The following is a 23,277-nucleotide window of genomic DNA, read 5'->3' on the forward strand; positions in this document are numbered from 1 at the left end:
TCGGCTAGAGTTGATGAACTTTTTGTACAAACCGGACAGACGTATCCTAGCATGACAACCTTCCACACCGCCACCCTGGGCTGCAAGATCAACCAGTACGAGACCCGGTCCATCGCCGAGGCCTGGGCCGGGCGGGACGCCGTCGAGGTGGACGACCCGCGCGCGGCCGACCTCATCCTGGTCAACTCCTGCGCCGTGACCGCCAATGCCGTGGCCGACCTGCGCCAGGCCGTGCGCCGCTTCCACCGCGACAATCCCGAGGCCGGGATCATCGTCACCGGGTGCGCGGCCCAGGTCATGCCCGACGAGCTGGCCGCGCTGCCCGGCGTGGTCCGCGTGGTGGGCCAGGCGGACAAGGCGCAGCTGCTGGACGGCCCCGAAGGGAACGTCACCGCCCCGGACAAGCCCCGGTTCGCGCCCTTTTCCATCAGCGGCTACGGCCGGGCCCGGGCTGTGGTCAAGGTTCAGGACGGCTGCTCCCATTTCTGCACCTACTGCATCGTGCCCCTGACGCGCGGCCGGTCCGTGAGCCGGGATATGGCCGAGGTGGAGGCCGAGGTCGCCCGGCTGCTCGGCGCGGGCTTCCGCGAGTTCATTTTAAGTGGCATCAACCTGCGCCACTTCGGGCGCGACCTCGCGGGCAAGCCCGATTTCTGGGACCTGGTGGCTCGCCTGGAAAAGAGCTTCGCCCTGGACTGGGCCGGTCGGGCGCGGCTGCGCATCTCGTCCGTGGAGCCGGGGCAGTTGACCGACAAGGCGCTCGACGTGCTCGGCGCGTCCCGGCTGGTCTGCCCGCAACTGCATCTTTCTCTGCAAAGTGGCGATCCCGAAGTTCTCAAGGCCATGGGGCGCGGCCACTATTCGCCGCAGTCCGCCGTGGAGTTCATGGAACGGCTCAAGGCGTTCTGGCCGGTCATGGGACTGGGCGCGGACCTGATCACCGGGTTCCCCGGCGAGACCGAGGCGCAGTTCGAGCGTACCCTGGAGCTCTGCCGGGCCCTGCCGCTGACCTACGGACACGTGTTCCCCTATTCCGAGCGGCCCGGAACCAGGGCGGCGGACCTGCCCGGCGCGGTGGACGTACCGGTGCGCAAGGAGCGCGCGGCCCGGCTGCGCAAGCTCGTGGCCCGCAAGAAGTCCGCCTTTTTGAAGCGGCTGCTCGATCTGCCGCGCCTGGACGTCCTGGTCCAGGACGAGCGCGGGCGCGGGGTCAGCCAGTACTACGCGGCCTGCCGGTTCGAGGACGCGCCCGGGTGCGCGCCCCGTTCCCTGGTCCGGGCGCATCCCGTGCGCGTGGACAAGGGCGTGGTCGTCGTCGAGCCTTTGGAGGGCGGGGAATGAGCACGCCCAGGACGCCCGATCCGGGATTGCTGGTCATCTCCGTGCTGAGCGCGGACTGGGACGTGTTCTGGCCCGAGGTGAGCGCGGAGCTCACGGCCCGTTTCGGCCCGTTCGAGTCCTCCGAGGCGTTCGCCTTCGACGAGACCGACTACTACGACGAGGAGCTGGGCTCGCCCATCACCCGGCGGCTGATCGCCTTCGACGGATTGCGCCCCCTGGTCGAGCTGGCGGACATCAAGCTGTGGACCAACGCGGTGGAGCAGCGGTTCGCGGCGGACGGGCGCAGGCGGTTCAACCTGGACCCCGGCTTCCTGACCCTGCAGCGGCTGGTCCTGGCCACGGGCAAGAATTTCACGCACCGCATCTACCTGCGCGACGGCATCTGGGCCGACCTGACCCTGATCTGGCAGCGCGGGAAATGGGTGGATTTCCCCTGGACTTTCCCCGATTACGCGGGGGAGGCCATGAAAACGCGGCTGACAAAGCTGCGCCTGTCGTATAAAACCAAGCTGAGCAAGCCGCAAACGTGATTTTTCCCACAACACGCGGCTTACAACAATAAGGATAAACATATGCCTGTAAGCATGACCGGCTTCGGCCGGTGCGAAACCAATGAACACGCCTGGACCCACGTCTGGGAGATCAAGAGCGTCAACGGACGGTTCCTGGACGTCAAATGGCGCATGCCCGGCTCCCTGCGCTCGCTGGAGAACGGCTGGGAGCGCATCGTGCGCACCTACGCCTCGCGCGGGCGGGTGGACGTCTCCCTGAACCTCGAGGTCCTGGACGCCGGAGTGCTCGGCGTATCCTTCAATGAGACCATGGCCCAGGCCATGTTCCGCGAGATGGAAAAGCTGGCCGAGAGCCGGGGCGAGATATTCAGCCCGGACTATAACCGGATCCTGGGCATGCCGTCCCTGTGGCGCGACAACGGGTCCGAGCCCGATCCGGGCCTGGCCGAGAGCCTGAACAAGGGGCTGGAAGCGGCCCTGGCCGACTGGGTGGACTCCCGGTCCAGGGAAGGCGAAGCGCTGGTGGCCGACCTGACGGCCCGGTTCGCCACCCTGCGCGAACTGGCCGACAAGGTCCGCGAGCGCGTGCCGGACATCCTCGAGGCCAAGAAGGCCGGTCTCAGGCAGCGCATCACCGACATGCTGGAGTCGGCCAACGCCGAATTTTCCGAGGACCGCATGCTCCAGGAAGTGGCCTACCTCACGGACAAGCTCGACGTGTCCGAGGAGCTGACCCGGCTCGACGCCCATCTGGAGCGGCTGGCCGAGGTTCTGGCCGACAAGGACGACGTGGGCAAGAAGCTCGACTTCCTGGTGCAGGAGACCTTCCGCGAGATCAACACCTGCGGCAACAAGGCCCAGGATACCGAGGTCAGCCGGTTGGTGGTGGATTTCAAGGCGGAGCTGGAACGCTGCCGCGAACAGGTGCAAAACATCGAGTAGGTAGTCATGCAGAAACAGGGATTACTCAACGTCGGTTTCGGCAACTTCGTGGTGCTTGACCGGGTCATCTCCATCGTCAACCCGTCCAGCGCGCCCATGCGGCGGCTGCGCGAGGACGCCCGCGCCGAGGGGCGGCTGATCGACGCCACCCAGGGCCGCAAGACCAGGGCGATCATCGTCACCGACTCCAACCACGTTGTCCTGTCCGCCATCCAGGCCGAGACCATCGGGCAGCGTTTCAGCGCGGACGAGGGGGAATAGGTGGTTCAGGACGATCATAAATTCAGGCTGGGCCAGGTCCTGGTGGTCTGCGCGCCCAGCGGCACGGGCAAGAGCACGCTCATCTCCATGCTGCGGGAGGAGTACCCGGACTTCGGGTTCTCCGTCTCCTACACCACCCGCGCGCCGCGCGGCGTGGAGCAGGACGGCCGGGAATACCACTTCGTGTCCCGCGAGACCTTTGTGGCCATGCGCAGCAAGGGCGCGTTCTGCGAGTGGGCCGAGGTCCACGGCAACTTCTACGGCACGGCCACCAAGCCCGTGGAGGAGATGCTCCACCAGGGCCAGGACGTGCTCTTCGACATCGACGTGCAGGGCGCCAAGCAGTTGAAGAAGACCTTCTACAAGGGCACCTTCGTCTTCCTGCTGCCCCCGTCCCGCGAGGAACTGGTGCGCCGTCTCAAGGGACGCGGCACCGATTCGGAGGAGTCCATCGCAAAGCGGCTCGCGAACGCCTCGGGCGAACTGGCCCAGGCCGAGTGGTTCGACTACTGGGTGGTCAACGACGACCTGGACGAGGCCTACGCCGAGCTCAAGGCCGTGTACCTGGCCGGTCGGTGCAAGCCCGCGCTGCGGCCCGGCATCCTCGACAACATCATGCAGACCTGGGAAAACAATGGCTGATCTCGTCGTCGCACTGGACTTCAGGGACGCGGATACGGCCCTGTCCATGGCCCGGACCCTGCGGGGCACGGCCCCGTGGATGAAGGTCGGCCTGGAGCTGTTCACGGCCGAGGGCCCCAAGGTGGTCACCGGGCTCAAGGAGCTGGGGTTCAAGGTCTTCCTGGACCTGAAATTCTTCGACATTCCGAACACGGTGCAGGGCGCGGTGCGCTCGGCCGTGCGTCTGGGCGCGGACATGGTCAACATCCACGCCCTGGGCGGGGAGCGCATGGCCCGCGCGGCCATGGAGGGATGCGCCGAGGGCGCGGTCCCCGGACAGCCCGCCCCCCTGGTCCTGGCCGTGACCATGCTGACCAGCATGGCGGCCGGAGACCTGCCCGTGGCCAACGCCCCGGGCCCCTCGGAGATGGCCCTTGACCTGGCTGTGAAAGCCAAGCAATATGGCTTAAATGGAGTGGTCTGCTCGGGCCTGGAGGTGGAGCGGATCAAGGCCTCCTGCGGGAGCGGCTTCGTCTGTCTCACCCCCGGCATCCGTCCGGCCTCGGCCGAGGCCGGGGACCAGCGGCGGGTGGTCACCCCGGCGGAGGCGGTGCGCAGCGGATCGGATTTCCTGGTGGTGGGCAGGCCCGTGACCAGGGCTAAACGGCCGGAAGAAGCGGCCCGGGCGATCATCGAGGAGATGGGCCGGGCCGGATAGGAGCGTTGGATGGCCGAGCAGGGGCAGGGTGCCGAAAACCGGCATGAGATAGTGCGTGACGGGGCGGAGAAGATCAAGGGCATCTTCTCCACGCAGACCGTCGCCAAGGTCGGGACGGGGACCACGCAGCGCAAGACGATCCAGAAGACCTACTGGGACGCCGAGGAGCTCGACACCGGCGAAATTTCCGTCCAGCCCCTGAACCGCAATTACGTGCCCTCGGGCCCCAAGCGCAGCATTCCGCGTGACGATTTCCTGACCAAGTTCAATCCCGAACCCGAATTCTACGTGTCCACGGTCTACCCGGCCATCAAGGAGATGGACAGCGCCATCGTGCGCGGCGAGCAGCACCGCGAGCGGGGCGCGGCCTATTCCGCCGAGTTCGAGTACAAGCAGGCCATGGCCATCGACGAGGAGAACGTCCGGGCCAATTTCGGCCTGGGGCTGACCTACCTCGACCGGGGCGACCAGGCCAAGGCCAACGACATTTTCGAGCGGCTGGTCGGCCTTGAGGCCGCCTTCGACACCGAGCACAAGCATCTGTTCAACGACTTCGGCATCAACATGCGCAAGAACAAGATGTACGATCAGGCGCTGCAATACTATCTCCGGGCCGAGCAACTGGTGCAGAACGACGAGCACCTCTTCCACAACATCGCCCGCTGTTACTTCGAAAAGGGCAACATCGAGGGATGCAAGAAGTATCTGCTCAAGAGTCTGGAACTGAACCCGAATCTCGAGGCGAGTCTGAAGTTCTGGGCCTTCCTCGAGGACAAGGGGTATGTGGGCAAGGGCGAGGGACCGGACGTGTCGGCAGTCATGCCGAGTCGGCGGTCCAAGGTCGATACGGATGAGGCGAACGGGGAAAAACCGGTCCCGTCGGCGCCCATCAAGCTGGATTAAGCGGTCCGGTGAGCCGCCCGGCGGCTCGGGGCAGGAGTGTTCATGAATCAGGATAGAATCCAGGGCTTTCTTCAGGAACTACCGCTCATGCGCGAGGACCTGCCGTTTTCGCCCGAGGTCCTGAAGCAGCTGTTCGTCCAGACCGGCAACGGGTCGCTGGCCTCCATGGAAGACGTGGGCGGGACCCTGAGCAAGGACCAGGGGCTGACCGCACGCATCCTGAAACTGGCCAATTCCGCCTATTACGGCCTGCAGGCCGAGGTCCAGAGCGTGGCTCGCGCCGCCGCGGTGCTCGGCATGGCAGAGATCCGCAACATCGTCCTGGCCCTCGGCGTGACCGGCCTGACCCGGCGCTACTCCATGCCCGATGATTTCGATCTGGGGCGGTACTGGGCGCACCAGTTCCTGGTGGCCATGGTCGCCAGGGAACTGTCCCGCATGATCGGCGTGGGCAAGCCGGAAAACCTGTTCACCTCCGGGCTGCTCCACGATTTCGGCAAGCTGGTCACCGCCCTGAAGCGCCCGGACGACTGGTCGGCCATCCGCGAGATGGCCGAGAGCGAAGAGATGACCGACAGCGAGGCCGAGGAGGAATACTGGGGGTTGGACCACGCGGTCATCGGCGCGCTGGTGCTGCGCTCCTGGGACCTGCCCGCCGCCCTGGTGGAGCCGGTCAACTGGCACCATTCGCCGGACCTCTCGCCGCAATTTTCCAACGAGTCCAACGTCATCAGCCTGGCCGACAGCGTGGTTCACGCCGTGGACGACCCGGACGGGCGGTACGGCGAACGGGTGGACGAGCTCTGCCAGGCCGTGGACGTGGACATGGACGACCTTCTGGAAGTCGCCGAGGAGCTGGTCGACTCGGACGACATCGAACAATTCGTGAACATTCTCTCCTGACCACACGGGACAATCGCCTTGCCTTGCATCTGGAAACCCCGCAATGAGGGGGCCGCGCCGTCGTCGGCAGCGGCCATGGCCGAGGAACTGAACGTATCGCCGCTCATCGTCGAAATCCTCTGGAACCGGGGGTTGACCGACGTGGGCGAAATGGACCGCTTCCTCAGCCCGCTGCTGCGGCACATGGCCAACCCTGCCGAGGTTCCCGGCCTGGCCGAAGCCGCCGAGACCATCGCCCGGGGGCTGGCCGAGGGCCGCCCCCTGGCCGTGTGGGGCGACTACGACGTGGACGGCATCACGGCCACGGCGGTCATCAAGGAATTCTTCACCCTGCGCGGCCGGGACGTCATGCACCACCTGCCCAACCGCATGGAGGAAGGGTACGGCATGAACGTCGAGGGCGTGGAGCAACTGCACGGGCAGGGCGCGACCATGCTCCTGACCGTGGACTGCGGCATCTCGGACATCGCGCCGGTGGCCCGCGCCCGCGAGCTGGGCATGACCGTGGTGGTCACGGACCATCACCTGCCCGGCGAGACCCTGCCCGACGCCCACGCCATATGCGACCCGCGCCTCGGTGAGGGCGGCTCCTGCTACGACCTGGCCGGGGTGGGCGTGGCCTTCATGCTCGTGGTGGCCCTGAACGGGATGCTCCCCGGCGACCGCGTGGACGTGCGCCCGCTCCTCGACCTGGTCGCGCTGGGGACCATCGCGGACATCGTCCGGCTGACCGGCCAGAACCGCATCCTGGTCAAGAACGGCCTGCTGGTCATCAAGGACGCCAAACGGCCCGGCATGGCCGCCCTCAAGGTGGTCAGCGACTACGCCCGCCAGGCCGAGCTCGGGGCCGGGCAGATCGGCTTCCACCTGGCCCCCAGGATCAACGCCGCCGGGCGCATGGGCGACCCGGAAAAGGCCCTGAACCTGCTGCTCGCCAAGGATTTCGACTCAGCCATGCCCATTGCCGAGGAGCTCAACGCCATCAACATGGAGCGCCGCCGCCAGGAACAGGAGATCGCGGACCAGGCCATGGCCCAGGCCGAGACCATGCGCCACATGGCCGGGCTGGTCCTGTACGCCGAGCACTGGCATCCGGGCATCATCGGCATCGTGGCCTCGCGCGTGGCCGAGAAATACTACCGGCCCACGCTGCTGCTCTGCTCGTCCGAGCCGGGCCTGCTCAAAGGGTCGGGCCGGAGCATCCCGGAGTTCAACCTCCACGACGGCCTGGCCGAGGTGGCCGACGTGCTCGAAGGGTTCGGGGGCCACGCCCAGGCCGCCGGGCTGTCCCTCAAGGCCGAGAACCTCGAAGCCCTGCGCGAACAATTCAACGACCACGTGGTCGCGACCCTCGGAGCCAAGCCGCTCACGCCCACCCTCAAGCTCGACCACGAGCTGGCCTTTTCCAACATCAACAACACCCTGCTCAAGGAACTCGAACTGCTCCAGCCCTTCGGCATGGGCAATCCCGAGCCGGTCTTCGCCACCAAGCCCGTGCGCGTGGCCGAGCACGCCCTGTTCGGCCGCGAGGGCGAGCACGTCAAGCTCGTCCTGGAGGACCAGGAGACCGGCACCAAGCTGCCCGGCAAGGCCTGGCGCATGGGCGACTCCCTGACCCGCGCCGTGCACAACCGGGTCATGCGCTTCGCCTTCACTCCCAAGATCGACAGGTTCCGGGGAATTCCGAGCATCGACCTGCGTATTCGGGACTGGATTTTTTAAATCAGGACTTGAAGCCGCTGCGCGGCGATGGTGGGTGACTTCGCCTCCGGCGGGCAAGGGTTCGCACCCTTGCATCCCGTTTATGCGCCTTCGGCGCGGGGTGTTCATAGAGGAAAAGGTAAGGCCGCTCCGGTGATGTCACCGGGGCGGCCTTTGCATTGTTCGGTTCTGCTTCGTTTAGACGAAGTCGGCGGCGTTGTAGCTCGACCGCACCAGGGGGGCGCTGAACATGTGGCGGATGCCGCGTTTCCTGCCTTCCTCGGCGTACATCTCGAAGACTTCGGGCTCCACGTACCGTTTGACCATGGGGTGCTGGCGGCTGGGCTGCATGTACTGGCCGATGGTCACGATGTCGCAGTCAATCGCCGCCAGGTCGTCCAGTACGGTCATGATCTGCTCGTCGGTCTCGCCCAGGCCGACCATGATGCCGGACTTGGTCGGGATGTCCGTGGCCATGCGCTTGGCGTTCTCCAGCAGGGCCAGGGACTGGCGGTAGTTCGCCTGGGGCCGGATGGCGTCGTACAGGACCGGCACGGTCTCCAGGTTGTGGTTGAGCACGTTGGGGTGCGCGTCGAGCACGGCCCCCAGCGCCGGTTCGTCTCCCTGGAAGTCCGGGATGAGCACTTCCACGGTGCACTCGGGCATGGTCTCGCGCACGGCCCGGATGGTGGCCGCGAAGTGGTTCGAGCCGCCGTCCGGGAGATCGTCGCGGGTGACCGAGGTGATGACCACGTGCTTGAGCGCAAGACGTCTTGCGGCCTCGGCCACGCGGGCGGGCTCGGTCGGGTCCAGCGGCTCCATGTCGCCCGAGGCGATGTTGCAGAAGGCGCAGTTGCGCGTGCAAATGGCCCCCATGATCAGGAACGTGGCCACGTTCTTGGAGAAGCACTCCCATTTGTTGGGGCACTTGGCGCTTTGGCAGACCGTGTTCAGGTGCAGGTCGCCGATGAGCTCCGAGGTGTTGGAGAAATTCTCGTTACTCGGCAGCTTGATCCGCAACCACGGCGGTATCCGCAAAGGCTTTTGCAAAGGCTCGTTTGAAGACATGCTTGACGTCCTCCATGTCTATGTCCCGCCCGGCTTCGGCGGAGATGGAAGTGGGTACCGCGCCCTGGATGCCGCACAGGGTGATGGCGTTGAAAAGGCTCGTGTCGCGGGCGACGTTCAGGGCCAGGCCGTGATAGGTCACCCAGCGGCGCACGCCGATGCCCATGGAACATATCTTGCGCGTTTCGTCCACCCAGACGCCCGGATGCTTGGGACGGCGGATGGTCTCGACTCCGTAATGCGCGCAGGTGTCGATGACCGCCTGTTCCATGTCGTGGAAGAACTTGCGCATGCCGCCGGGGCGCTTCTCCACCCGCCAGATGGGGTAGGCCACCAGCTGGCCGGGGAAGTGGCAGGTGATGTTTCCTCCGCGCGTGGTCTGGACCAGGCCGATGCCGTCGTGCTGCAGCTCCTCGGGGTCCAGGTGCAGGTTTTCGGCTCCGCCCAGGCGGCCCAGGGTGATGACCTTGGGGTGCTCCAGCAGGAATACGGTGTTGTCCTGTTCGCCGGTGGTCACGGCGTCCAGGGTTTTCAGTTGCAGGGCCTCGGCTTCCTTGTAGCCGATCAGCCCGAGATCGATGATCTTCATTGCTCGCTCTTAGGGTTTGTAGGGGAGGATGAGCGCCTTGGACTTGAGGTCGGTCTTGGGATTCTGCGGCCAGTTGGGCACGATCAGTTGGCCCGGGAACAGGGGCCGCGTTCCGGCCGCGTACTCGATCAGGGTCAGCCCCTTGTCCGAGCAGGCGTACTGGCCCTTGCCGCCGTGCAGCTTGAAGGGCTCGGACACGGCCCGCACCGCGCCCCATTCCGAGGCGCCGCCGGGCGACAGGTAGAGAAAGTTGAGGCTCACGTTGTCCTTTTCCAGGGACGATTCCCTGGAAACCTGCTCCAGCCACGCGGGCGCGCCCTTAGTGGAGAAGTTGAAGTGGCACCACGGCCCCTGGCCCAGGGCGGGCATGGGGCACTCGCCCGTGTGCGGGCAGGGCGCGATGGGCTTGTAGCCCTTTTCCAGGAACTGGGCGCGCATCTCGGCTATGATCCGCCCGGCCAGGCGCACGCCGGTCTCCACGAGCAGGATGCGCCCGGTCTCCTTGGTGGAGCCGATCATGTGCGTGGCCAGCTTCTCGGCCTGGGGCCGGGTGGACCGGCCGGACCAGTCCAGCTCGTTGAAGGCGTTGGCGGCCATGAGCAGGTCGGCCTTGTCGCGGATGTGGTCCGTGAATCCGGCCTTGACCGTCTTGATGCGCCAGGGGGAGTCCTCGCCCGCCAGGGCCTGGAAGAGCTTGAGCCCGGTGTGCATGGTCTTGGGCGCGATGTCCAGGCAGGTGAAGTTCAGCCGCCGTCCGCGCAGGTGCGGCCGGGACATCCACAGGGCCAGGACCGTGGTCAGCGGGCCCGTGCCCAGGTCCGCCACCTGGCCGTCCTCGGGGATGTCCAGCTCCAGGCCGGAGAACAGCCGGGACAGGCGGAACAGGTTCCAGGGCAGGAAATAGTAGAGGTACGGCGACAGGAACTTGTCGTCGGTCATGTACTCCTTGCGCCGGGTGGACCGCTCGTTGGTCAGGCTGCGCGACATGTCGCGGATGTCGTACTTCAGTTGTTCGCGGTGCCTGCCCTTGAGCGGCCAGGTACGCTTGAGCAGGTCGACGAAGCAGGCGAGCTGTTCGACGTTGTCCTCGGTCAGGTTGGGAAACAGGCCGTCAATCGACATAGGAAAAACGCATCCTTTGGATGAAGTGGTCGCCGAAATCGGCGTCGCCGGTCAGGTCCACGCGGGTCAGCCCCTCGGGCAGGGATTCGGCGAAGGCGCGCGCCGCCGGGTCGGCCAGGAGCAGCTCGGTGCCCTTGAGCGACGTGTTGCCCGCTTTGATCGTCCGGGCCGCGCAACCCGGAGGCAGGAAGCCCAGGGTCTCCAGGTCGGCGGGCGAGACATGCTCGCCCAGCGCCCCGGCCAGATAGATTTGTTTCAGCCCGCCCGGGCCGATCCCGGCGGCCCCCAGCAGGGCGGACACGGCCAGGTTGAAGGCCGCCTTGACCTTGAGGATCTCCTCCACGTCCGAGGCCGGGAGCCGGATCTCGTCATTGACCGCGAAGGCGGGCTCGCCGTCCAAGGCCGTGACCCGTTGGGCCAGCCTCGCAGCCAGGGGCGTGGTCCCCTTGGCGAAGCGCCCGGTCTCGTCCAGCACGCCGTGGGCGCGCAGCACCGCGGCCAGGGACAGGTAGCCCGTGCCGGTCATGCCCGTTCTCGTGGCCTGGGCGGCGTCCGAGTCGTCGAAATAGCGGATGTCGAGGCCCTTGGGGGTCAGCCGGAAGCCGGTGATCGCGCCGGGCCCGGCGGTGCGCCCGAAGGACAACCCCACGCCCTCCAGGGCCGGGCCCATGGGCACGCTGGCACACAGCCGCTTTTCGGGCGACAGGGCCAGGATGAACTCGCCGTTGGTGCCGAGGTCGGCCAGGAGAAACGGATACTGCGGCTCGCCGCCGTACTCCACGGCGGTCAGCCCGGCGGACAGGTCCGCCCCGACAAAGGGCGCGAGCAGGGGCGGGATGTAGGCCGGTGGCAGCCCCGCACCCAGCCGCTTCTCGTCGCCACCGAAATAGGTCAGTTCGTAGGGCGCGGTCGCCAGGTCGTCGGGCTTCTTGCCGAGCAGGATGTAGGTCATGGCCGGGTTGCCGGACACGGCCAGGCCGATGCATTGGCCGCCCAGGTTGCGGGCGGCGAGCTGGGCCAGTTCGGTGATGCGGTCGGTGATCAGGGCGCGGAGCACGAACCGTCCCTCCGCCGTGGACGCGGCGGCCAGCCGGGACATGACCTCGGAGCCCATGCCCATCTGCGGGTTGAGCTCGCGGCCCGTGGCCACGGGTTCGCCGTTCACCAGGGCGGTCCAGTGGACGGACGTGGTGCCCAGGTCCACGGCCAGGGCGAAGTCGCCGCAGGCCTGCTTCAGGGCGCGCACGGCGCGCTGGCTGCGCACCGGCTCGGGCAGCTCGATCTCGCACGGTTCGGACGGGTGCAGGCAGGCGAGCCGCCAGCCCTGGTCGAGCCGCTCCTGCCCGAGCTTCTTCAGTTCGTCGCGGTTCGCTTCGGGTGCATCCTTGAGGAAGCGCACGCGGCACAGGCCGCACTTGCCCAGGCCCGAGCAGAGCGGCACGCTGTGCCACAGCCGGGAGAGAAAGATGGTCCGGGCCAGGGTGTCGCCGGGCTTGGGCTCCAGGGCGAAGCGCCCGCCGTCATGGGTGTGTATCAGTATGCTCACGTCGTCTCCGTAGGGGGGCAGACTAGCCCAAGGGGCGAGCCGTGTAAACGGCGGTCATCGGGTTGGCAGCGGAGGAGGAAGTTGGTAGGGATTTGGGTCGGCGGAGAATCAACCGAAAGGAAGGCATCATGTCTCGGATAAAGGCAAATGGCATTGACATTGAGTACGATACGTTCGGCGATGACAAGGGACCGGCGTTGTTGCTGATCATGGGCGGCGGAAGCCAGATGATCTACTGGGAGGCCGGGTTCTGCGAGATGCTGGCGGAGCGGGGATGTTACGTGATCCGTTTCGACAACCGGGACATAGGCCTGTCCACCAAGTTCGACGAGGCGGGCGTGCCCGACATCGCGGCGGCCATGGCCGGTCAGCCCGTGACGCCCGCCTACACCCTCGAGGACATGGCGGATGACGCAGTGAGCCTGCTCGACGCCCTTCATATCGACAGGGCGCACGTCTGCGGCGCTTCGGTCGGCGGCATGATCGCCCAGGTCGTGGCCTACCGGCACCCGGCGCGCGTCCTGAGCCTGACGTCCATCATGTCGAGCACGGGGAACCCCGAACTGCCCGGGATCGCGGACGATGTCCTGGCCGAGGTGTACAAGCCCATCCCGGCCGAGCGCGAGGCGTTCGTCACGCACCAGACGGACATGTGGCGGAAGCTGTGGAGCCCCGGTTTTCCCTTTGAGGAGGAACGGCTGCGGCGTCTTCTGGGCGAGAGTTTCGACCGGTCCTACTATCCGCAGGGCATGGCCCGCCAGGGGCTGGCCGTCGTGGCCCACGGCTACCGGAAATCCTCCATCGCCTCGATCCAGGCCCCCACGCTCGTGATCCACGGCGACAGGGACCCCTTCATGTCCTTGGAGGGCGGCAGGGAGACGGCCCGGCTCATACCGGGCGCGAAACTGCTGGTCATCGAGGGCATGGGCCACGACCTGCCCACGCCGGTCTGGCCGCGCATCGTGGACGCCATGGCCGATCACATGCGGCAGGCGGCCCGGTAACAGCGGCCCGCCTGATCCAAAGGCGTTCCCGGACCTTTCCCTTTGTCCCCGTCCCGAGCCCGTACCACCCCGGAGACACGGCACACCATGCCGCACACCACCGCCCTCCGCGAAGCGGCGCAAAAAGTTTAGGAAGGAAGAGGGGATGGGGGCCCGGGGGCAACCGCTAACAGCGGTTCATGCGCGCCAGCGCGTCGTGGAGGTGGCTGAGCCAGATGTCCACGAGCTGGTCGTATTCGCCCGCGCCCTTGAGCACGGCCTCGCACTGGATGCCCGCCTTTTCCAGGCGGGTCTTCCAACTGGTCTCGGAATCGCCGACCATGTCGCGGGCGGCGTGCCAGCCCGCGCCGAAGAGGAAAGGCAGGAGGTGGGCCTTTTTGACGCCGTCGCGGGTGAACCGTTCGATGATCGCGTCGATGCCGGGTTCGGCTTCCATAACCCCCATGTGCACGGACGGGTCGCGCTGCTGGAAGGCGCGGTGCAGGGCCTCGTAGTAGACGTTGCCGTCGTGCTTGGTGCCGTGGCCCATGAAGAGCACGGCGTCGTTCTCGCCCCTGCCCTGCTCGGCGATGGCCAGGACCGCGTCGGCCACCTGCTCCACGCCCGCTTCGCCGGCCACCAGAGGGAAGCCGACCTCCACGCGGGAGAAGCCGCCCTGGCGGAGCATGAGCTCGTTGGCCAGGCCAAGGAGATAGTGGAATTCGGTGCCGGGGATGAGGTGCAGGGACTGGACGGCCACGTGGGTCACGCCCTCGCTCAGGAGCCTGTCCAGTGCGGCGGGCACGGAGTCCACCGCTTCGCCCGCCTTCTTCATGTGCCCCCGGATGGTCTTGGAGGTGTAGGCCACGCGCACGGGGATGTCCGGGTAGGCGGCCCGGACCCGTTCGGTGATGTGGGTCAGCGAGGCCATGGCGTTCTTGTGGCGCGAGCCGAAGGCGGCCAGGACGATGGCGGTGCTCACGGCTTGTTCCTCTTGACCAGGGCCAGGGAGAAGTAGTGCGGCTGCTTGGGGGCGTCCTTGATGTCCATGAGGATGGACTCCTCGTCCATGCCCAGGCGGGAGACGAGCACCGTGGTGTCGGCCAGGCGGAGCTTGGTCAGCAGGGCGCGGATCTCGTCGAAGTTCTTGTACGCCTTGAGGATGACCGCGTTGTCGGCGGAATTCAGCTGCTCCTCCAGGCGGGCGGAGTCGGCCACGCCCGAGGTGATCAGCAGGGACTCCTTGGACTCGCACAGGACCAGGCCGATGCGCGCGGCGGCGGCGTGGAAGGAGGTGATGCCCGGGACGACGCGCAGGCGCAGGTCCGGGTTCGTGGCCAGCAGGGTGCGCTGCAGGTAGCCGTATGTGGAGTAGGTCAGGGGGTCGCCCAGGGTCAGGAAGGCGGCGTCCTCGCCGTTGTCCAGGACCTCGGCCACGAGCCGGGCGTTTTCGGTCCAGGCCTCGTTCAGGGCGTCCTGGTCCTTGGTCATGGGGAAGCCCAGGCGGACGATGCGCACATCGTCCTTGAGATGCGGCCGGGCGATGGAATAGGCCGTGGAATAGTCGTTCTTGGTGGAGGCGGCGGCGAAGATCACGTCCACCTGTCCGAGGACGCGCACGGCCTTGAGGGTGAGCAGTTCCGGGTCGCCGGGGCCGACCCCGATGCCGTAGAGGGTGCCTTTCTTGGTCACGTTGTCTATCCGTTATGTTTTTGTCGGTAGCCGACTGTGTCTGTTTTGCGCTGGCGCGTCAACTTGGGGCCTAGGGATGCAGGAGCTGGTACACGGTGTCGATGCCTTCGAGCAGCCGCAGGGTGGGGCGCGAGACCAGGTGCTCGTCCACCAGGAAGACGTTGCGGGTCAGGACGGCCTTGATGCGCGAGGCGGCCGGGCTGCCCACGATGTCCTTGGCGGTGACGTCGTTCATGGTTCCACGCTGGGCCAGGTAGACGTCGATCGCGCTGCCCTTGTTCAGCAGCCGTTCCAGGCCGTACTCCGCGATGTTGGTGCCGTGGCGGGGCCGGGCGTCGGCGGCCACGTTGACGCCGCCCGCCTTCTCCAGGACGAACAGGGGCATGGAGCCGGGCGAGAAGGTGGCGGTCTTGCTGTGGATGGACTCGAAGAACACGCCGGGCCGCTCCTCCACGGGGATGGTGGACAGGCGGTCCTCGGCGCGGCGCACGCCGTCGCGGAAGTCCTCGACCATGTATTCGGCCTTCATCTGGCGGCCGGTCAGGGCGCCCAGAGTGCGCCAGTAGCCGAACATGGCCTCAATGGAGTCGGGCTGGAGCGAGACCACGGTGACGCCGTGGCGCGCAAGCGCGGCCCACAGCCCGGCGTAGGCGCGCATGTGCATGGGCCGGACGAGGATCAGGTCGGGCTTGGCGGCCAGGAACTTCTCCACCCCGTCACGGGCGTTGAAGGCCGGTTTGGCCAGGGCGGCGGCGGGATAGTCCTCGCCCGTGGACACGCCGATGATCTGTTCGTCCAGGCCGAGGCTGAAGAGGTTTTCGGTGTGCGCGCCGTACAGGGAGATGATCCGGGTGAACGGCTTGTCGAAGGTGATGGTCCGGCCCGAGTCGTCGGTGAGGGTCCGGGCCTGGGCGGTGGAACAGAAAAGCAGGATGAAGGCGAAGGTGAAAAGAAGGCGTTTCAAAATCAGTTTCCTCGAATATAGGCGATCTGCGGTCCGTATTCGGTTTTCAGGACGGCGGCGCGCACGCCGAAGACCGCGTGGATGTTGTCGGGAGTAAGCGTGCGGGACACGTTGCCATAGGCGTGAACGGCCCCTTTGTCCAGCATGACCAGGTTGTCGCAGTACCGGGCGGCCAGGTTCAGGTCGTGGAGCACGGCCACCACGGTGCGGCCCGCCCGGGCCAGCCGCGTCAGTTCGTCCATGGCCGCCATGGCGTGGCGGATGTCCATGGCCGAGGTGGGCTCGTCCAGGAGCAGAACCGGGGTGTCCTGGGCCAGGCCGCGCGCCACGGCGGTGCGCTGGCGCTCGCCTCCGGACAGGTCGGCCACGGCGCGGTGGCGCAGGCCCTGGAGGTCCATGGCGGCCAGGGCCCGCTCCACGCGCTCCAGGTCATGGGGCGTGGGGCGGCTGAACCGGGGGATGTGCGGGTGCCGTCCCATGAGCACGGTCTCGGCCACGGTGAAGGGAAAGCGCAGGGCCTGGTCCTGGGAGACCAGGGCGCAGAGCCGGGCCAGCCGGGCCGGGGGGCAGGCCGAGACGTCCTCGCCGTTGAGGTTGGCCGAGCCCGAGCCGGGCGCGAGCAGCCCGGCCAGCAGGTCGAGCAGGGTGGACTTGCCGCTGCCGTTGGGGCCGATCACCCCATGGACCATGCCCGGATCGAGCGTGAGGTCCAGGTGTTCGAGGACCGGCCTTTCGCCGTAGGCGAAGCCGAGGTCCCGGAGGACGAAGGCGGCGCTATCCACGGGGGAGCCTCCGGGAGCGGCTGAATATCCAGCAGAAGACCGGGCCGCCGATGAGCGCGGTGAGCACGCCGATGGGTACCTCGTGGGGCAGCAGGGCGCGGGTCACGGTGTCGGCCAGCAGAAGCAGGATGGCCCCGCCCAGGCCGGAGGCGGGCAGCAGCCAGCGGTTGTCCGGGCCCACGACCATGCGCATGAGGTGCGGCACGATCAGCCCGACGAAGCCGATGACCCCGCTCACGGCCACGCAGACCGCGCTGACCAGGGAGGCGGTCACGAGCAGGACCAGGCGCACCCGGCCGGTGTCCACGCCCAGGCTGCGGGCCGAGCGCGTGCCCAGGCTCATGATGTTCAGGTCGCGCCCGTAGAAGAGGCAGACCGCGAAGGCCGCGACGGCGGCGAGGCCCGCCAGGGCCGCGTCGCTCAGGGTGCGGCCCACGAAGCTGCCCATGAGCCAGAAGACGATGACCGAGACCCGCTCGTCGGCCAGGTACTTGATGAAGCTGATGCCCGCCGAGAGGATGGCCGAGACGATGACCCCGGCCAGGATGAGCGAGGCCGGGGACAGTTCGCCGTCCCGCCCGGCCAGGGAGATGACGGCGAAAAGGGTCAGGGCCGCGCCCGCGAAGGCCAGGACCAGGAGGGTGACCGGTCCGAAAAAGGAGAGCCCCAGGAGCAGGGCCAGGGCCGCGCCGAAGGCCGCGCCCGAGGACACGCCCAGGGTGAACGGGTCGGCCAGGGGGTTGAGCAGCAGCCCCTGGAAGACCGCGCCCGCCACGGCCAGACCGAAGCCCACGGCCGTGCAGGTCAGGATGCGCGGCAGGCGGACGTCGAAGAGGATGCCCGCGGCAGTGCCGCCCAGCGAATCCGCCGCCCCCAGCACACCGTCCAGCAGTCCGCGCAGGACCTCGCCCGGCGGAATGTGGATGACCCCCATGGTGCAGGCGGCCAGGGCCAGCCCTGCCAGCGCGGCGGCGAGCAGGGCCACGGTCAGGCCGTTGCGCAGGGGGGTGCGGGGGGCGGCGGACGTCATGGGGCTATTTCGCCTCCGGCCCCTGGGCCATGGCGTCCCTGAGATGGTCCACGTAGATGTCGGCCCAGCCGTCGAGCATGCCCAGGCCGCGCAGGTCGGTGGTCACGGCGTAGCCCCGCTTGGCCAGCATGACCTTCCATGAGTCGTCCTCGTCGCCCGCCATGTCGTTGGAGGCGTGGTCACCGGCCACGATCATGAACGGCTTGAGCAGGACCTTCTTCCTGTCGGCCCCCTTGAGCCGGGCGGCCATGTCGTCGAAGGACGGATATCCCTCCACGCAGCCGATGAAGATGGGGTAGTCGTACTCTGCCTGCAATACTTTTTGGAATTCTGCGTAGATGCCCGTGGAGAAGAAGTCGTTGCCGTGGCCCATGTAGACCAGGGCCGCGCCGAGCTTTCTGGCCTGGTCCACGTCGACCTTGAAGATCTTCGCGGCCCGGGCCATGTCCTCGGTGTAGGGATGCTCGGTGCCGGGCATGCCCAGAGCCGGGCGGCCGACCGCCAGCCAGGCGAAGGGCAGGTTCTTGGCCTTGAGGGTGCGGATGGATTGCAGCCCGTCCACCAGGGCGACCAGGTCGTTGAACTCCTCGCCCGCGAAGACGTGCAGGGACTGCACGGTGACGTCGCGGTAGCCGTCGTTCTGGAGGTCGGCGATGACGGCCAGCGGATGCTTGACGTACAGGACCTCCTCGGGGATGTCCGCGTGGACCTTTTGCCAGGCCGCGTCGTCCTGCCGCTTCTGCCAGATGCGGCGGATGATGTTGGAGGTGAAGGCCAGGCGCACGGGCACGCCGGGGTTGGCCGCCTCCACCTTGCTCTTGATGTTCAGGATGGATTTGACCGCATCGGGGTAGGAGGTCCCGAAGGCGGCCAGGACGATGGCCTTTTTGACCGGGCCCTCGTCGTGGTGCCCGGCCTGGGCCGGGACGGCCAGCAGCAGGGCGAGCAGGAAGAAGATGGAGTTTCTGAACAGGGTCATTACGTTCTCCAAAAAGGGGCGGGTGAGGGAAAAGAAAAGCCCCTTCCTCTTCGATTTCAGAGGAAGGGGATCCGTATTATTCCCTTCGATACCTCGGCGGCAAGCCCACGTACCACCGTGGCAAGTCCTATGGGCGTTTCAGGCAGGTCTTCCGGCTGGTCCCTCCCGCTGCCGCCTTCCCAGGGAGACCCCAGTGGCATGAATGGCAGCGGTTCGGCAGGACGTCACGGCGGCGGGTCCGCTCCCGATTTGCACGGGATTCCCTATTGAGTCCGAGGACACCTGAAGATTGAGGATTATGCTTCGGGCGGCGGTTATGTCAAGGACGAGTCGGCGGCCTTGGCGATGCGCTCCTGGAATTGCTGGATCATCTCCTCGGCGTTGATGACCAGGGCGTCGGATTCGCCCATCATGCCGTAGCCCAGGATGGGGATGTCGAAAATCTCCTGCACCGGCACGGTGAAGCCGGTGATGACCACCTGTTGCTGGCGGAGCACTTCGTCCACCAGGATGGCCCCCTTGTAGTCGCCCACCCGGACCACGATGGCCTGGGCCATCTCGATGTTGTCGATCTCCGGGGTCAGCTCCAGGAGGTCGGCCAGGCGGAGCAGGGAGTGGATCTCGCCGCGCACGTCCACGGTCTCGCGGCCGTCGGGCAGCGCGACCACGTCGTTGCGCCGGGGCATGTAGATCTCGACCACGTCGCGGCTGGGCATGATGAAGGTGTCGCCGCCGACCTTGCAGACCAGGGCGTCCACGATGCCCTCGTTGGCCGAGCGGTCCAGGGGGATGACGATGGTGAAGGCCGCGCCCTTGCCGAGCGTGCTCTTGATGGACACCTCGCCATCCAGGGCGACCTTGATGGCGTTGACCACGGCGTCCATGCCCACGCCGCGCCCGGAGACGTCGGTGATCTTTTCGGCGGTGGAGAAGCCGCTCTGGAGCACGAACTGGAGAATCTCCTCGGTCTCGTACTCCTTGTCCGGGTCGGCCAGCCCCTTTTCCAGCGCCTTGGCCAGGATGCGGTCCGGGTCCAGGCCGCGCCCGTCGTCGCTGACCTGGATGAAGGCGCTGTCGCCCTTGCGCCAGGCGGACAGGGTCACGATGCCGGTCTCGGGCTTGCCCGCGGCCTTGCGTCCCTCGGGGTCTTCCAGGCCGTGGTCCACGGCGTTGCGGAGCAGGTGGACCAGGGGCTCGTTCAGGGATTCCACGATGGTCTTGTCCAGGGCCAGGTCGTCGCCCTTGACCTCGAAGTCGAGCTTCTTGCCGATCTTCTGGGAAAGACTCTTCACCAGCCGGTGCATGGGCATGAAAATCTGCTTGAGCGGCACCAGGCGGATGGCGTTGACCTCCTGCTGGAGCCGGGTGATGACGTTGTCGAGCTCGCGCAGGCTGGAGGCCATCTGGGTCATGCTGGTGGCCCCGCCCTGGGCGATGACCGCGTAGGTGACCATGAGCTTGCCGACCAGTTCGATGACCCGGTCCAGCCTGTCGGTGGCCACGCGGATGGAGGAGATGGCCGAGGCCGATCCCTTGGCGTCGGCCTTGGCTTCGGGCTTGGCTTCGGGCTTGGCCTCATCGGCCGTCTCCGCTTCCTCGGGCGCTTCGGCCTCGGCGGTGGGCGGTTCCTCGAAGGCCTTGGCCGCATCCTCCTCGGATTCCTCGACCGCCGGGGCGGCGGGAGACGAGGTCTTGATCTTGGCCAGGGCGTCGGCGCTGCCCTCGAGCAGGCCACCCAGGGCGAAGAAGAACTTCTTCTGGGCCTCGCAGATGCCGAGCATGGACGTGATGATCTCGCTGCTCACCGGGGTGATGCCGTCCTTGAGCATGTCCAGGAGGGCGATGACCCCGGCCGAGGAGAGCTGCATGCACGACAGGCCGAGCGCGTCCACCACCGCTTCGACCCCCTGGCCGGTGGCGTCCACTTCGAGGATTTGCTGTTCGATGTCCTCGATGCACTGGATGATGCTGTCCTGCATGGCTTCCCCTTATTGCGCGGTGAAGTAGGTTTCCCTGTCGGGATACAGGGAAATGGTGTTATCGAAGCCCCAGCCGATGAGGGTCTGTTTGGCGTCCGGGGAAACATTGCAGGCCGCGATCTTGAAGGTCGTGCCCATGCTGGACACGGCGGCCCACGCCCCGGAGCCGAAGGTCAGCACCCCGGCCAGGTCCAGGAGCACGGGGTCGCCGGGCTCGATGGAGAGGATGGCGGAAATGATGGGCTTGAAATGGCCCTCCAGGTGGACGCGGGGGTCCTTGACCGTGATGATGGTCACCCCGTCCCGCGTCTCCACGTCCACGCCCGCGCCCAGCGCCTCGCCCTCGGCCTGTTCGCTGGAGGACGCCTCCTTGATCAGGGCCAGGACCTCCTCCCGCTCCCCGGTGTCCGTGTCGCCCTCGCGGAGCTGTTCCAGGACCTGGAAGATCATGTTCACCCCGCGCGAGAGCAGGGTCACGTTGCCCGGGGTGGACTCCACCTCGCCGGACTGCACCTTTTTCAGGAAGTCCTCGATCTTGTGGGTGAAATGGGAGGCTTCCTCGAAGCCCGCCATGAAACCGGTGACGCCCTTGATGGTGTGCAGGGGACGGGCCAGGATCTCGATGCCCTGGGCCAGATCGGCGCCCTCGAGCAGTTCGAGCCCCTCCATCACCTGGGGGTAGTACTTGTCGTTGACTTCGGAGAAGAACTCCTCAACCATCGGGTCTTCGCTCATGGCGGGTCCTCGTTTACTTGTGCAGGAGCCCGAGCTTTTCCAACTCGGCGTACAATTTGTCCTTGGCGACCGGCTTGACGATGTAGGCCGAGGCCTCGCCGTCGTGGAAGGTCCGGATGACCGTGCGGGGGTCGTCCAGGGCCGTGGTCATGATCACCTTCACCCTCGGACGGTAGCTGTTGTTCGTTTCGAGGTCGCGGATTTTTTGCAGCGCCTCGATGCCGTCCACCTCGGGCATCATGATGTCCATGAGGATCAGGTCGTACGGTCTGCCCTCGTCGTGGCCCATCTTGAAGGCCTCGACCGCTTCCCGGCCGTTGACCACGATGTCCACTTCGAAAAGGGTCATCAGAAACGACCGCAGGACCTTGCGGCTCAGGAATTCGTCTTCGACAATGAGTGCACGCATTTCGTTCTCCGCTTTCTTACCTGGAAAGAGAATCCACATCCCCTTTTCCTACGTAAAATGAAAAAATGTCAATATGATGATAGAAATTAATAACTCGCATCACATTATAATCTGGCCGCTTGCGAGGCGGTGAAACGCTGTCCGGGGTTGCCAAACCATTGCAGAATGGATACCAACGCCGCATGTCCAGACAGATATCGGAAGAGAGGAAGAAACGCATCGACGAGGTGCTGTCCCGGCGGCAGAAGGATCTGACCCTGATCATCGACAACATCTGGGACCCCCACAACGTCTCGGCGGTCCTCAGAAGTTGCGACGCCTTCGGCGTGGCCGGGGTACACCTGTACTACACCGATTCGCAGTGGCCCGACCTGGCCCAGAAGAGTTCGGCTTCGGCCAAGAAGTGGATCGAACGCTCCGAGCACATCGACGCGGCCGAAATGGTCGCCGAGCTAAAGGGGCAGGGCATGCGCATCCTCCGGACGGGGTTTTCGGACACGGCCCGGCCGGTCATGGATTTCGACTTCACCAAGCCCACGGCGGTCATCCTGAGCAACGAGCACAGGGGCACCTCGCCGGAGCTGGCGAAGCTGGTCCCGGACGAGATATACATCCCCATGCAGGGCATGGTGCAGAGTTTCAACGTCTCGGTGGCGGCGGCCATCATACTGTATCAGGCGTTCACCCAGCGAGACGCCGCAGGCATGTACGACGAACCCTCCTTCTCCCGGGAGGAACTGGAATCGCTCAAAACCCAATGGTATTCGAGGTAAGGAGAGAGTCATGCAAGAGTTGCTCAAGGTCCTGCGTTCCGGCGGCATCGTCATATATCCCACCGAAACCCTCTACGCGCTGGGCTGCGACGCCACCAGCGAGGCGGCCTGCGACCGTGTGGCCAAGGTCAAGGGGCGTTCCGAGGAGCGGCCCCTGCCCCTGATCATCGGCGGGCTGGACATGCTCGACCTGGTCACCGGCGAAAAGTCCCGCTCCCTGCTCGACCTGGCCGGCGCGTTCTGGCCCGGCCCGCTGTCCATCCTGGTCAAGGCGCTGCCCGAGTTGCCCGCCTGGCTGTCCGACGAGGAGGGCTACACCTCGGTCCGCTGGTCCGGCCATCCGTTCGCCTCGGAGCTGTCCCGCCGGTTCCGCAAGCCCATCGTGGCCACCAGCGCCAACCTGTCCGGCAAGCCCCCGGCGGCCCTGCCCGAGGACATCGACCCCGCGCTCCTCGAAATGGTCGACGGCTCCTATTTCGACCCGCCGTGGCCGCGCGGCCACAAGGCGTCCACCGTGGTTCGCATGCTCGGCTCCAGCAAGCTCGAGGTCATCCGCGAGGGCGAGATTTCCATCAAGAAACTCTGCGACAAGGGATTCTCCGTGGCCGTGCGCAACGCCTGATCCGATCCGGCGGGTCAAAAAACTTGAACCCGCATACACGGGAAATGGACCTTTGCCGGTCCGAGGTAAAAAATCCTGTACCCTTTTCCGGGTGCGGGATTT

Annotated in this window: 25 protein-coding genes and 1 riboswitch; of the genes, 12 read left to right on the plus strand and 13 right to left on the minus strand. The window is 66.4% G+C overall.

Annotated features, from left to right (window positions below):
• Positions 1-51 precede the first annotated feature (51 nt).
• From mtaB to recJ, 9 genes are all read left to right on the plus strand, one after another.
• The gene (gene mtaB / locus AB6M95_RS03415) at positions 52-1,341 is read left to right on the plus strand and encodes a tRNA (N(6)-L-threonylcarbamoyladenosine(37)-C(2))-methylthiotransferase MtaB (RefSeq protein ID WP_371385328.1); all 1,290 of its coding nucleotides are present in this window, start codon (positions 52-54) and stop codon (positions 1,339-1,341) included.
• Complete coding sequence (locus tag AB6M95_RS03420; protein ID WP_371385329.1) at positions 1,338-1,871, plus strand: DUF4416 family protein; 534 nt, start codon at positions 1,338-1,340, stop codon at positions 1,869-1,871. The genes mtaB and AB6M95_RS03420 overlap by 4 nt, the downstream gene beginning before the upstream one ends.
• Positions 1,872-1,913: 42 nt before the next feature.
• Complete coding sequence (locus AB6M95_RS03425) at positions 1,914-2,795, plus strand: YicC/YloC family endoribonuclease (protein ID WP_371385330.1); 882 nt, start codon at positions 1,914-1,916, stop codon at positions 2,793-2,795.
• Between the two features lie 6 nt (positions 2,796-2,801).
• Positions 2,802-3,056: a DUF370 domain-containing protein gene (locus tag AB6M95_RS03430; RefSeq protein ID WP_071546552.1), complete on the plus strand. Its 255-nt coding sequence runs from the start codon at positions 2,802-2,804 to the stop codon at positions 3,054-3,056.
• On the plus strand, positions 3,057-3,698 hold the full coding sequence (gmk, locus tag AB6M95_RS03435) for a guanylate kinase (protein ID WP_371385331.1): 642 nt from the start codon (positions 3,057-3,059) through the stop codon (positions 3,696-3,698).
• Complete coding sequence (gene pyrF, locus AB6M95_RS03440; protein WP_371385332.1) at positions 3,691-4,395, plus strand: orotidine-5'-phosphate decarboxylase; 705 nt, start codon at positions 3,691-3,693, stop codon at positions 4,393-4,395. The genes gmk and pyrF overlap by 8 nt, the downstream gene beginning before the upstream one ends.
• Before the next feature lie 9 nt (positions 4,396-4,404).
• Positions 4,405-5,298 (plus strand): tetratricopeptide repeat protein, encoded by an 894-nt coding sequence (locus AB6M95_RS03445; protein WP_371385333.1) that lies wholly within the window; start codon positions 4,405-4,407, stop codon positions 5,296-5,298.
• Positions 5,299-5,340: 42 nt separating this feature from the next.
• The gene (locus AB6M95_RS03450; RefSeq protein ID WP_371385334.1) at positions 5,341-6,201 is read left to right on the plus strand and encodes an HDOD domain-containing protein; all 861 of its coding nucleotides are present in this window, start codon (positions 5,341-5,343) and stop codon (positions 6,199-6,201) included.
• A 75-nt stretch (positions 6,202-6,276) separates the two neighbouring features.
• Positions 6,277-7,923 carry a single-stranded-DNA-specific exonuclease RecJ gene (gene recJ, locus AB6M95_RS03455; protein WP_371385335.1) on the plus strand — a complete coding sequence of 549 codons (1,647 nt, stop codon included), beginning with the start codon at positions 6,277-6,279 and terminating at the stop codon, positions 7,921-7,923.
• A 177-nt stretch (positions 7,924-8,100) separates the two neighbouring features.
• Here recJ and lipA read toward each other — a convergent pair whose 3' ends face one another.
• Genes lipA through AB6M95_RS03475 form a run of 4 tightly spaced genes read right to left on the minus strand, consistent with a single transcriptional unit; the run spans position 8,101 to position 12,227 of the window.
• Positions 8,101-8,970 (minus strand): lipoyl synthase, encoded by an 870-nt coding sequence (lipA, locus tag AB6M95_RS03460; protein ID WP_371385336.1) that lies wholly within the window; start codon positions 8,968-8,970, stop codon positions 8,101-8,103.
• Entirely contained in the window at positions 8,900-9,559 is a 660-nt protein-coding gene (gene lipB / locus AB6M95_RS03465) for a lipoyl(octanoyl) transferase LipB (RefSeq protein WP_371385337.1), read from the minus strand. Before lipB ends, lipA begins: the two co-directional genes overlap by 71 nt.
• A 9-nt stretch (positions 9,560-9,568) precedes the next feature.
• On the minus strand, positions 9,569-10,681 hold the full coding sequence (locus tag AB6M95_RS03470) for a small ribosomal subunit Rsm22 family protein (protein ID WP_371385338.1): 1,113 nt from the start codon (positions 10,679-10,681) through the stop codon (positions 9,569-9,571).
• A complete protein-coding gene (locus AB6M95_RS03475) occupies positions 10,671-12,227 on the minus strand; it encodes an ASKHA domain-containing protein (RefSeq protein ID WP_371385339.1) in 1,557 nt (518 codons plus the stop codon). The genes AB6M95_RS03470 and AB6M95_RS03475 overlap by 11 nt, the downstream gene beginning before the upstream one ends.
• A 128-nt stretch (positions 12,228-12,355) precedes the next feature.
• Between AB6M95_RS03475 and AB6M95_RS03480 the strand changes: the two genes are divergently transcribed.
• Complete coding sequence (locus AB6M95_RS03480; protein ID WP_371385340.1) at positions 12,356-13,231, plus strand: alpha/beta fold hydrolase; 876 nt, start codon at positions 12,356-12,358, stop codon at positions 13,229-13,231.
• A gap of 166 nt (positions 13,232-13,397) precedes the next feature.
• On the opposite strand, the gene AB6M95_RS03485 is transcribed toward AB6M95_RS03480, so the two are convergent.
• From AB6M95_RS03485 to AB6M95_RS03525, 9 genes are all read right to left on the minus strand, one after another.
• A complete protein-coding gene (locus tag AB6M95_RS03485) occupies positions 13,398-14,192 on the minus strand; it encodes a sirohydrochlorin cobaltochelatase (protein ID WP_371385341.1) in 795 nt (264 codons plus the stop codon).
• Complete coding sequence (cobI, locus tag AB6M95_RS03490) at positions 14,189-14,902, minus strand: precorrin-2 C(20)-methyltransferase (protein WP_371385342.1); 714 nt, start codon at positions 14,900-14,902, stop codon at positions 14,189-14,191. Before cobI ends, AB6M95_RS03485 begins: the two co-directional genes overlap by 4 nt.
• A 70-nt stretch (positions 14,903-14,972) precedes the next feature.
• Positions 14,973-15,866: an ABC transporter substrate-binding protein gene (locus AB6M95_RS03495; RefSeq protein WP_371385343.1), complete on the minus strand. Its 894-nt coding sequence runs from the start codon at positions 15,864-15,866 to the stop codon at positions 14,973-14,975.
• A 2-nt stretch (positions 15,867-15,868) separates the two neighbouring features.
• Positions 15,869-16,648, minus strand: a complete 780-nt coding sequence (locus AB6M95_RS03500) for an ABC transporter ATP-binding protein (protein WP_371385344.1) — start codon at positions 16,646-16,648, stop codon at positions 15,869-15,871.
• Positions 16,641-17,678 (minus strand): FecCD family ABC transporter permease, encoded by a 1,038-nt coding sequence (locus AB6M95_RS03505; protein WP_371385345.1) that lies wholly within the window; start codon positions 17,676-17,678, stop codon positions 16,641-16,643. Before AB6M95_RS03505 ends, AB6M95_RS03500 begins: the two co-directional genes overlap by 8 nt.
• A 4-nt stretch (positions 17,679-17,682) precedes the next feature.
• Entirely contained in the window at positions 17,683-18,657 is a 975-nt protein-coding gene (locus AB6M95_RS03510) for a sirohydrochlorin cobaltochelatase (RefSeq protein ID WP_371385346.1), read from the minus strand.
• A gap of 124 nt (positions 18,658-18,781) precedes the next feature.
• Positions 18,782-18,958, minus strand: a riboswitch (cobalamin riboswitch).
• 13 nt (positions 18,959-18,971) lie between these two features.
• Positions 18,972-20,636, minus strand: a complete 1,665-nt coding sequence (locus AB6M95_RS03515; RefSeq protein WP_371385347.1) for a chemotaxis protein CheA — start codon at positions 20,634-20,636, stop codon at positions 18,972-18,974.
• Between the two features lie 9 nt (positions 20,637-20,645).
• Positions 20,646-21,371, minus strand: a complete 726-nt coding sequence (locus AB6M95_RS03520; RefSeq protein ID WP_371385348.1) for an Hpt domain-containing protein — start codon at positions 21,369-21,371, stop codon at positions 20,646-20,648.
• A gap of 13 nt (positions 21,372-21,384) precedes the next feature.
• Positions 21,385-21,780, minus strand: a complete 396-nt coding sequence (locus AB6M95_RS03525) for a response regulator (RefSeq protein ID WP_371385349.1) — start codon at positions 21,778-21,780, stop codon at positions 21,385-21,387.
• 182 nt (positions 21,781-21,962) lie between these two features.
• On the opposite strand from AB6M95_RS03525, the gene AB6M95_RS03530 reads away from it, so the two are divergent.
• Complete coding sequence (locus AB6M95_RS03530; RefSeq protein WP_371385350.1) at positions 21,963-22,553, plus strand: TrmH family RNA methyltransferase; 591 nt, start codon at positions 21,963-21,965, stop codon at positions 22,551-22,553.
• A gap of 10 nt (positions 22,554-22,563) precedes the next feature.
• Positions 22,564-23,175 carry an L-threonylcarbamoyladenylate synthase gene (locus tag AB6M95_RS03535; protein ID WP_371385351.1) on the plus strand — a complete coding sequence of 204 codons (612 nt, stop codon included), beginning with the start codon at positions 22,564-22,566 and terminating at the stop codon, positions 23,173-23,175.
• Positions 23,176-23,277 lie beyond the last annotated feature (102 nt).

Source organism: Pseudodesulfovibrio karagichevae (genome assembly GCF_041414475.1).
GTDB lineage: Bacteria > Desulfobacterota > Desulfovibrionia > Desulfovibrionales > Desulfovibrionaceae > Pseudodesulfovibrio > Pseudodesulfovibrio karagichevae.

What these genes read in the sequence shown, in the direction of transcription:
- AB6M95_RS03515 (WP_371385347.1), bottom strand. Translation starts at nt 20,636, where the DNA reads ATGCAGGACAGCATCATCCAGTGCATCGAGGACATCGAACAGCAAATC.
- AB6M95_RS03480 (WP_371385340.1), top strand. Translation starts at nt 12,356, where the DNA reads ATGTCTCGGATAAAGGCAAATGGCATTGACATTGAGTACGATACGTTC.
- AB6M95_RS03425 (WP_371385330.1), top strand. Translation starts at nt 1,914, where the DNA reads ATGCCTGTAAGCATGACCGGCTTCGGCCGGTGCGAAACCAATGAACAC.
- AB6M95_RS03445 (WP_371385333.1), top strand. Translation starts at nt 4,405, where the DNA reads ATGGCCGAGCAGGGGCAGGGTGCCGAAAACCGGCATGAGATAGTGCGT.
- lipB (WP_371385337.1), bottom strand. Translation starts at nt 9,559, where the DNA reads ATGAAGATCATCGATCTCGGGCTGATCGGCTACAAGGAAGCCGAGGCC.
- AB6M95_RS03510 (WP_371385346.1), bottom strand. Translation starts at nt 18,657, where the DNA reads ATGACCCTGTTCAGAAACTCCATCTTCTTCCTGCTCGCCCTGCTGCTG.
- AB6M95_RS03430 (WP_071546552.1), top strand. Translation starts at nt 2,802, where the DNA reads ATGCAGAAACAGGGATTACTCAACGTCGGTTTCGGCAACTTCGTGGTG.
- mtaB (WP_371385328.1), top strand. Translation starts at nt 52, where the DNA reads ATGACAACCTTCCACACCGCCACCCTGGGCTGCAAGATCAACCAGTAC.
- AB6M95_RS03505 (WP_371385345.1), bottom strand. Translation starts at nt 17,678, where the DNA reads ATGACGTCCGCCGCCCCCCGCACCCCCCTGCGCAACGGCCTGACCGTG.
- AB6M95_RS03470 (WP_371385338.1), bottom strand. Translation starts at nt 10,681, where the DNA reads ATGTCGATTGACGGCCTGTTTCCCAACCTGACCGAGGACAACGTCGAA.
- AB6M95_RS03525 (WP_371385349.1), bottom strand. Translation starts at nt 21,780, where the DNA reads ATGCGTGCACTCATTGTCGAAGACGAATTCCTGAGCCGCAAGGTCCTG.
- AB6M95_RS03535 (WP_371385351.1), top strand. Translation starts at nt 22,564, where the DNA reads ATGCAAGAGTTGCTCAAGGTCCTGCGTTCCGGCGGCATCGTCATATAT.
- AB6M95_RS03420 (WP_371385329.1), top strand. Translation starts at nt 1,338, where the DNA reads ATGAGCACGCCCAGGACGCCCGATCCGGGATTGCTGGTCATCTCCGTG.
- lipA (WP_371385336.1), bottom strand. Translation starts at nt 8,970, where the DNA reads ATGTCTTCAAACGAGCCTTTGCAAAAGCCTTTGCGGATACCGCCGTGG.
- AB6M95_RS03450 (WP_371385334.1), top strand. Translation starts at nt 5,341, where the DNA reads ATGAATCAGGATAGAATCCAGGGCTTTCTTCAGGAACTACCGCTCATG.
- pyrF (WP_371385332.1), top strand. Translation starts at nt 3,691, where the DNA reads ATGGCTGATCTCGTCGTCGCACTGGACTTCAGGGACGCGGATACGGCC.
- recJ (WP_371385335.1), top strand. Translation starts at nt 6,277, where the DNA reads ATGGCCGAGGAACTGAACGTATCGCCGCTCATCGTCGAAATCCTCTGG.
- AB6M95_RS03530 (WP_371385350.1), top strand. Translation starts at nt 21,963, where the DNA reads ATGTCCAGACAGATATCGGAAGAGAGGAAGAAACGCATCGACGAGGTG.
- AB6M95_RS03520 (WP_371385348.1), bottom strand. Translation starts at nt 21,371, where the DNA reads ATGAGCGAAGACCCGATGGTTGAGGAGTTCTTCTCCGAAGTCAACGAC.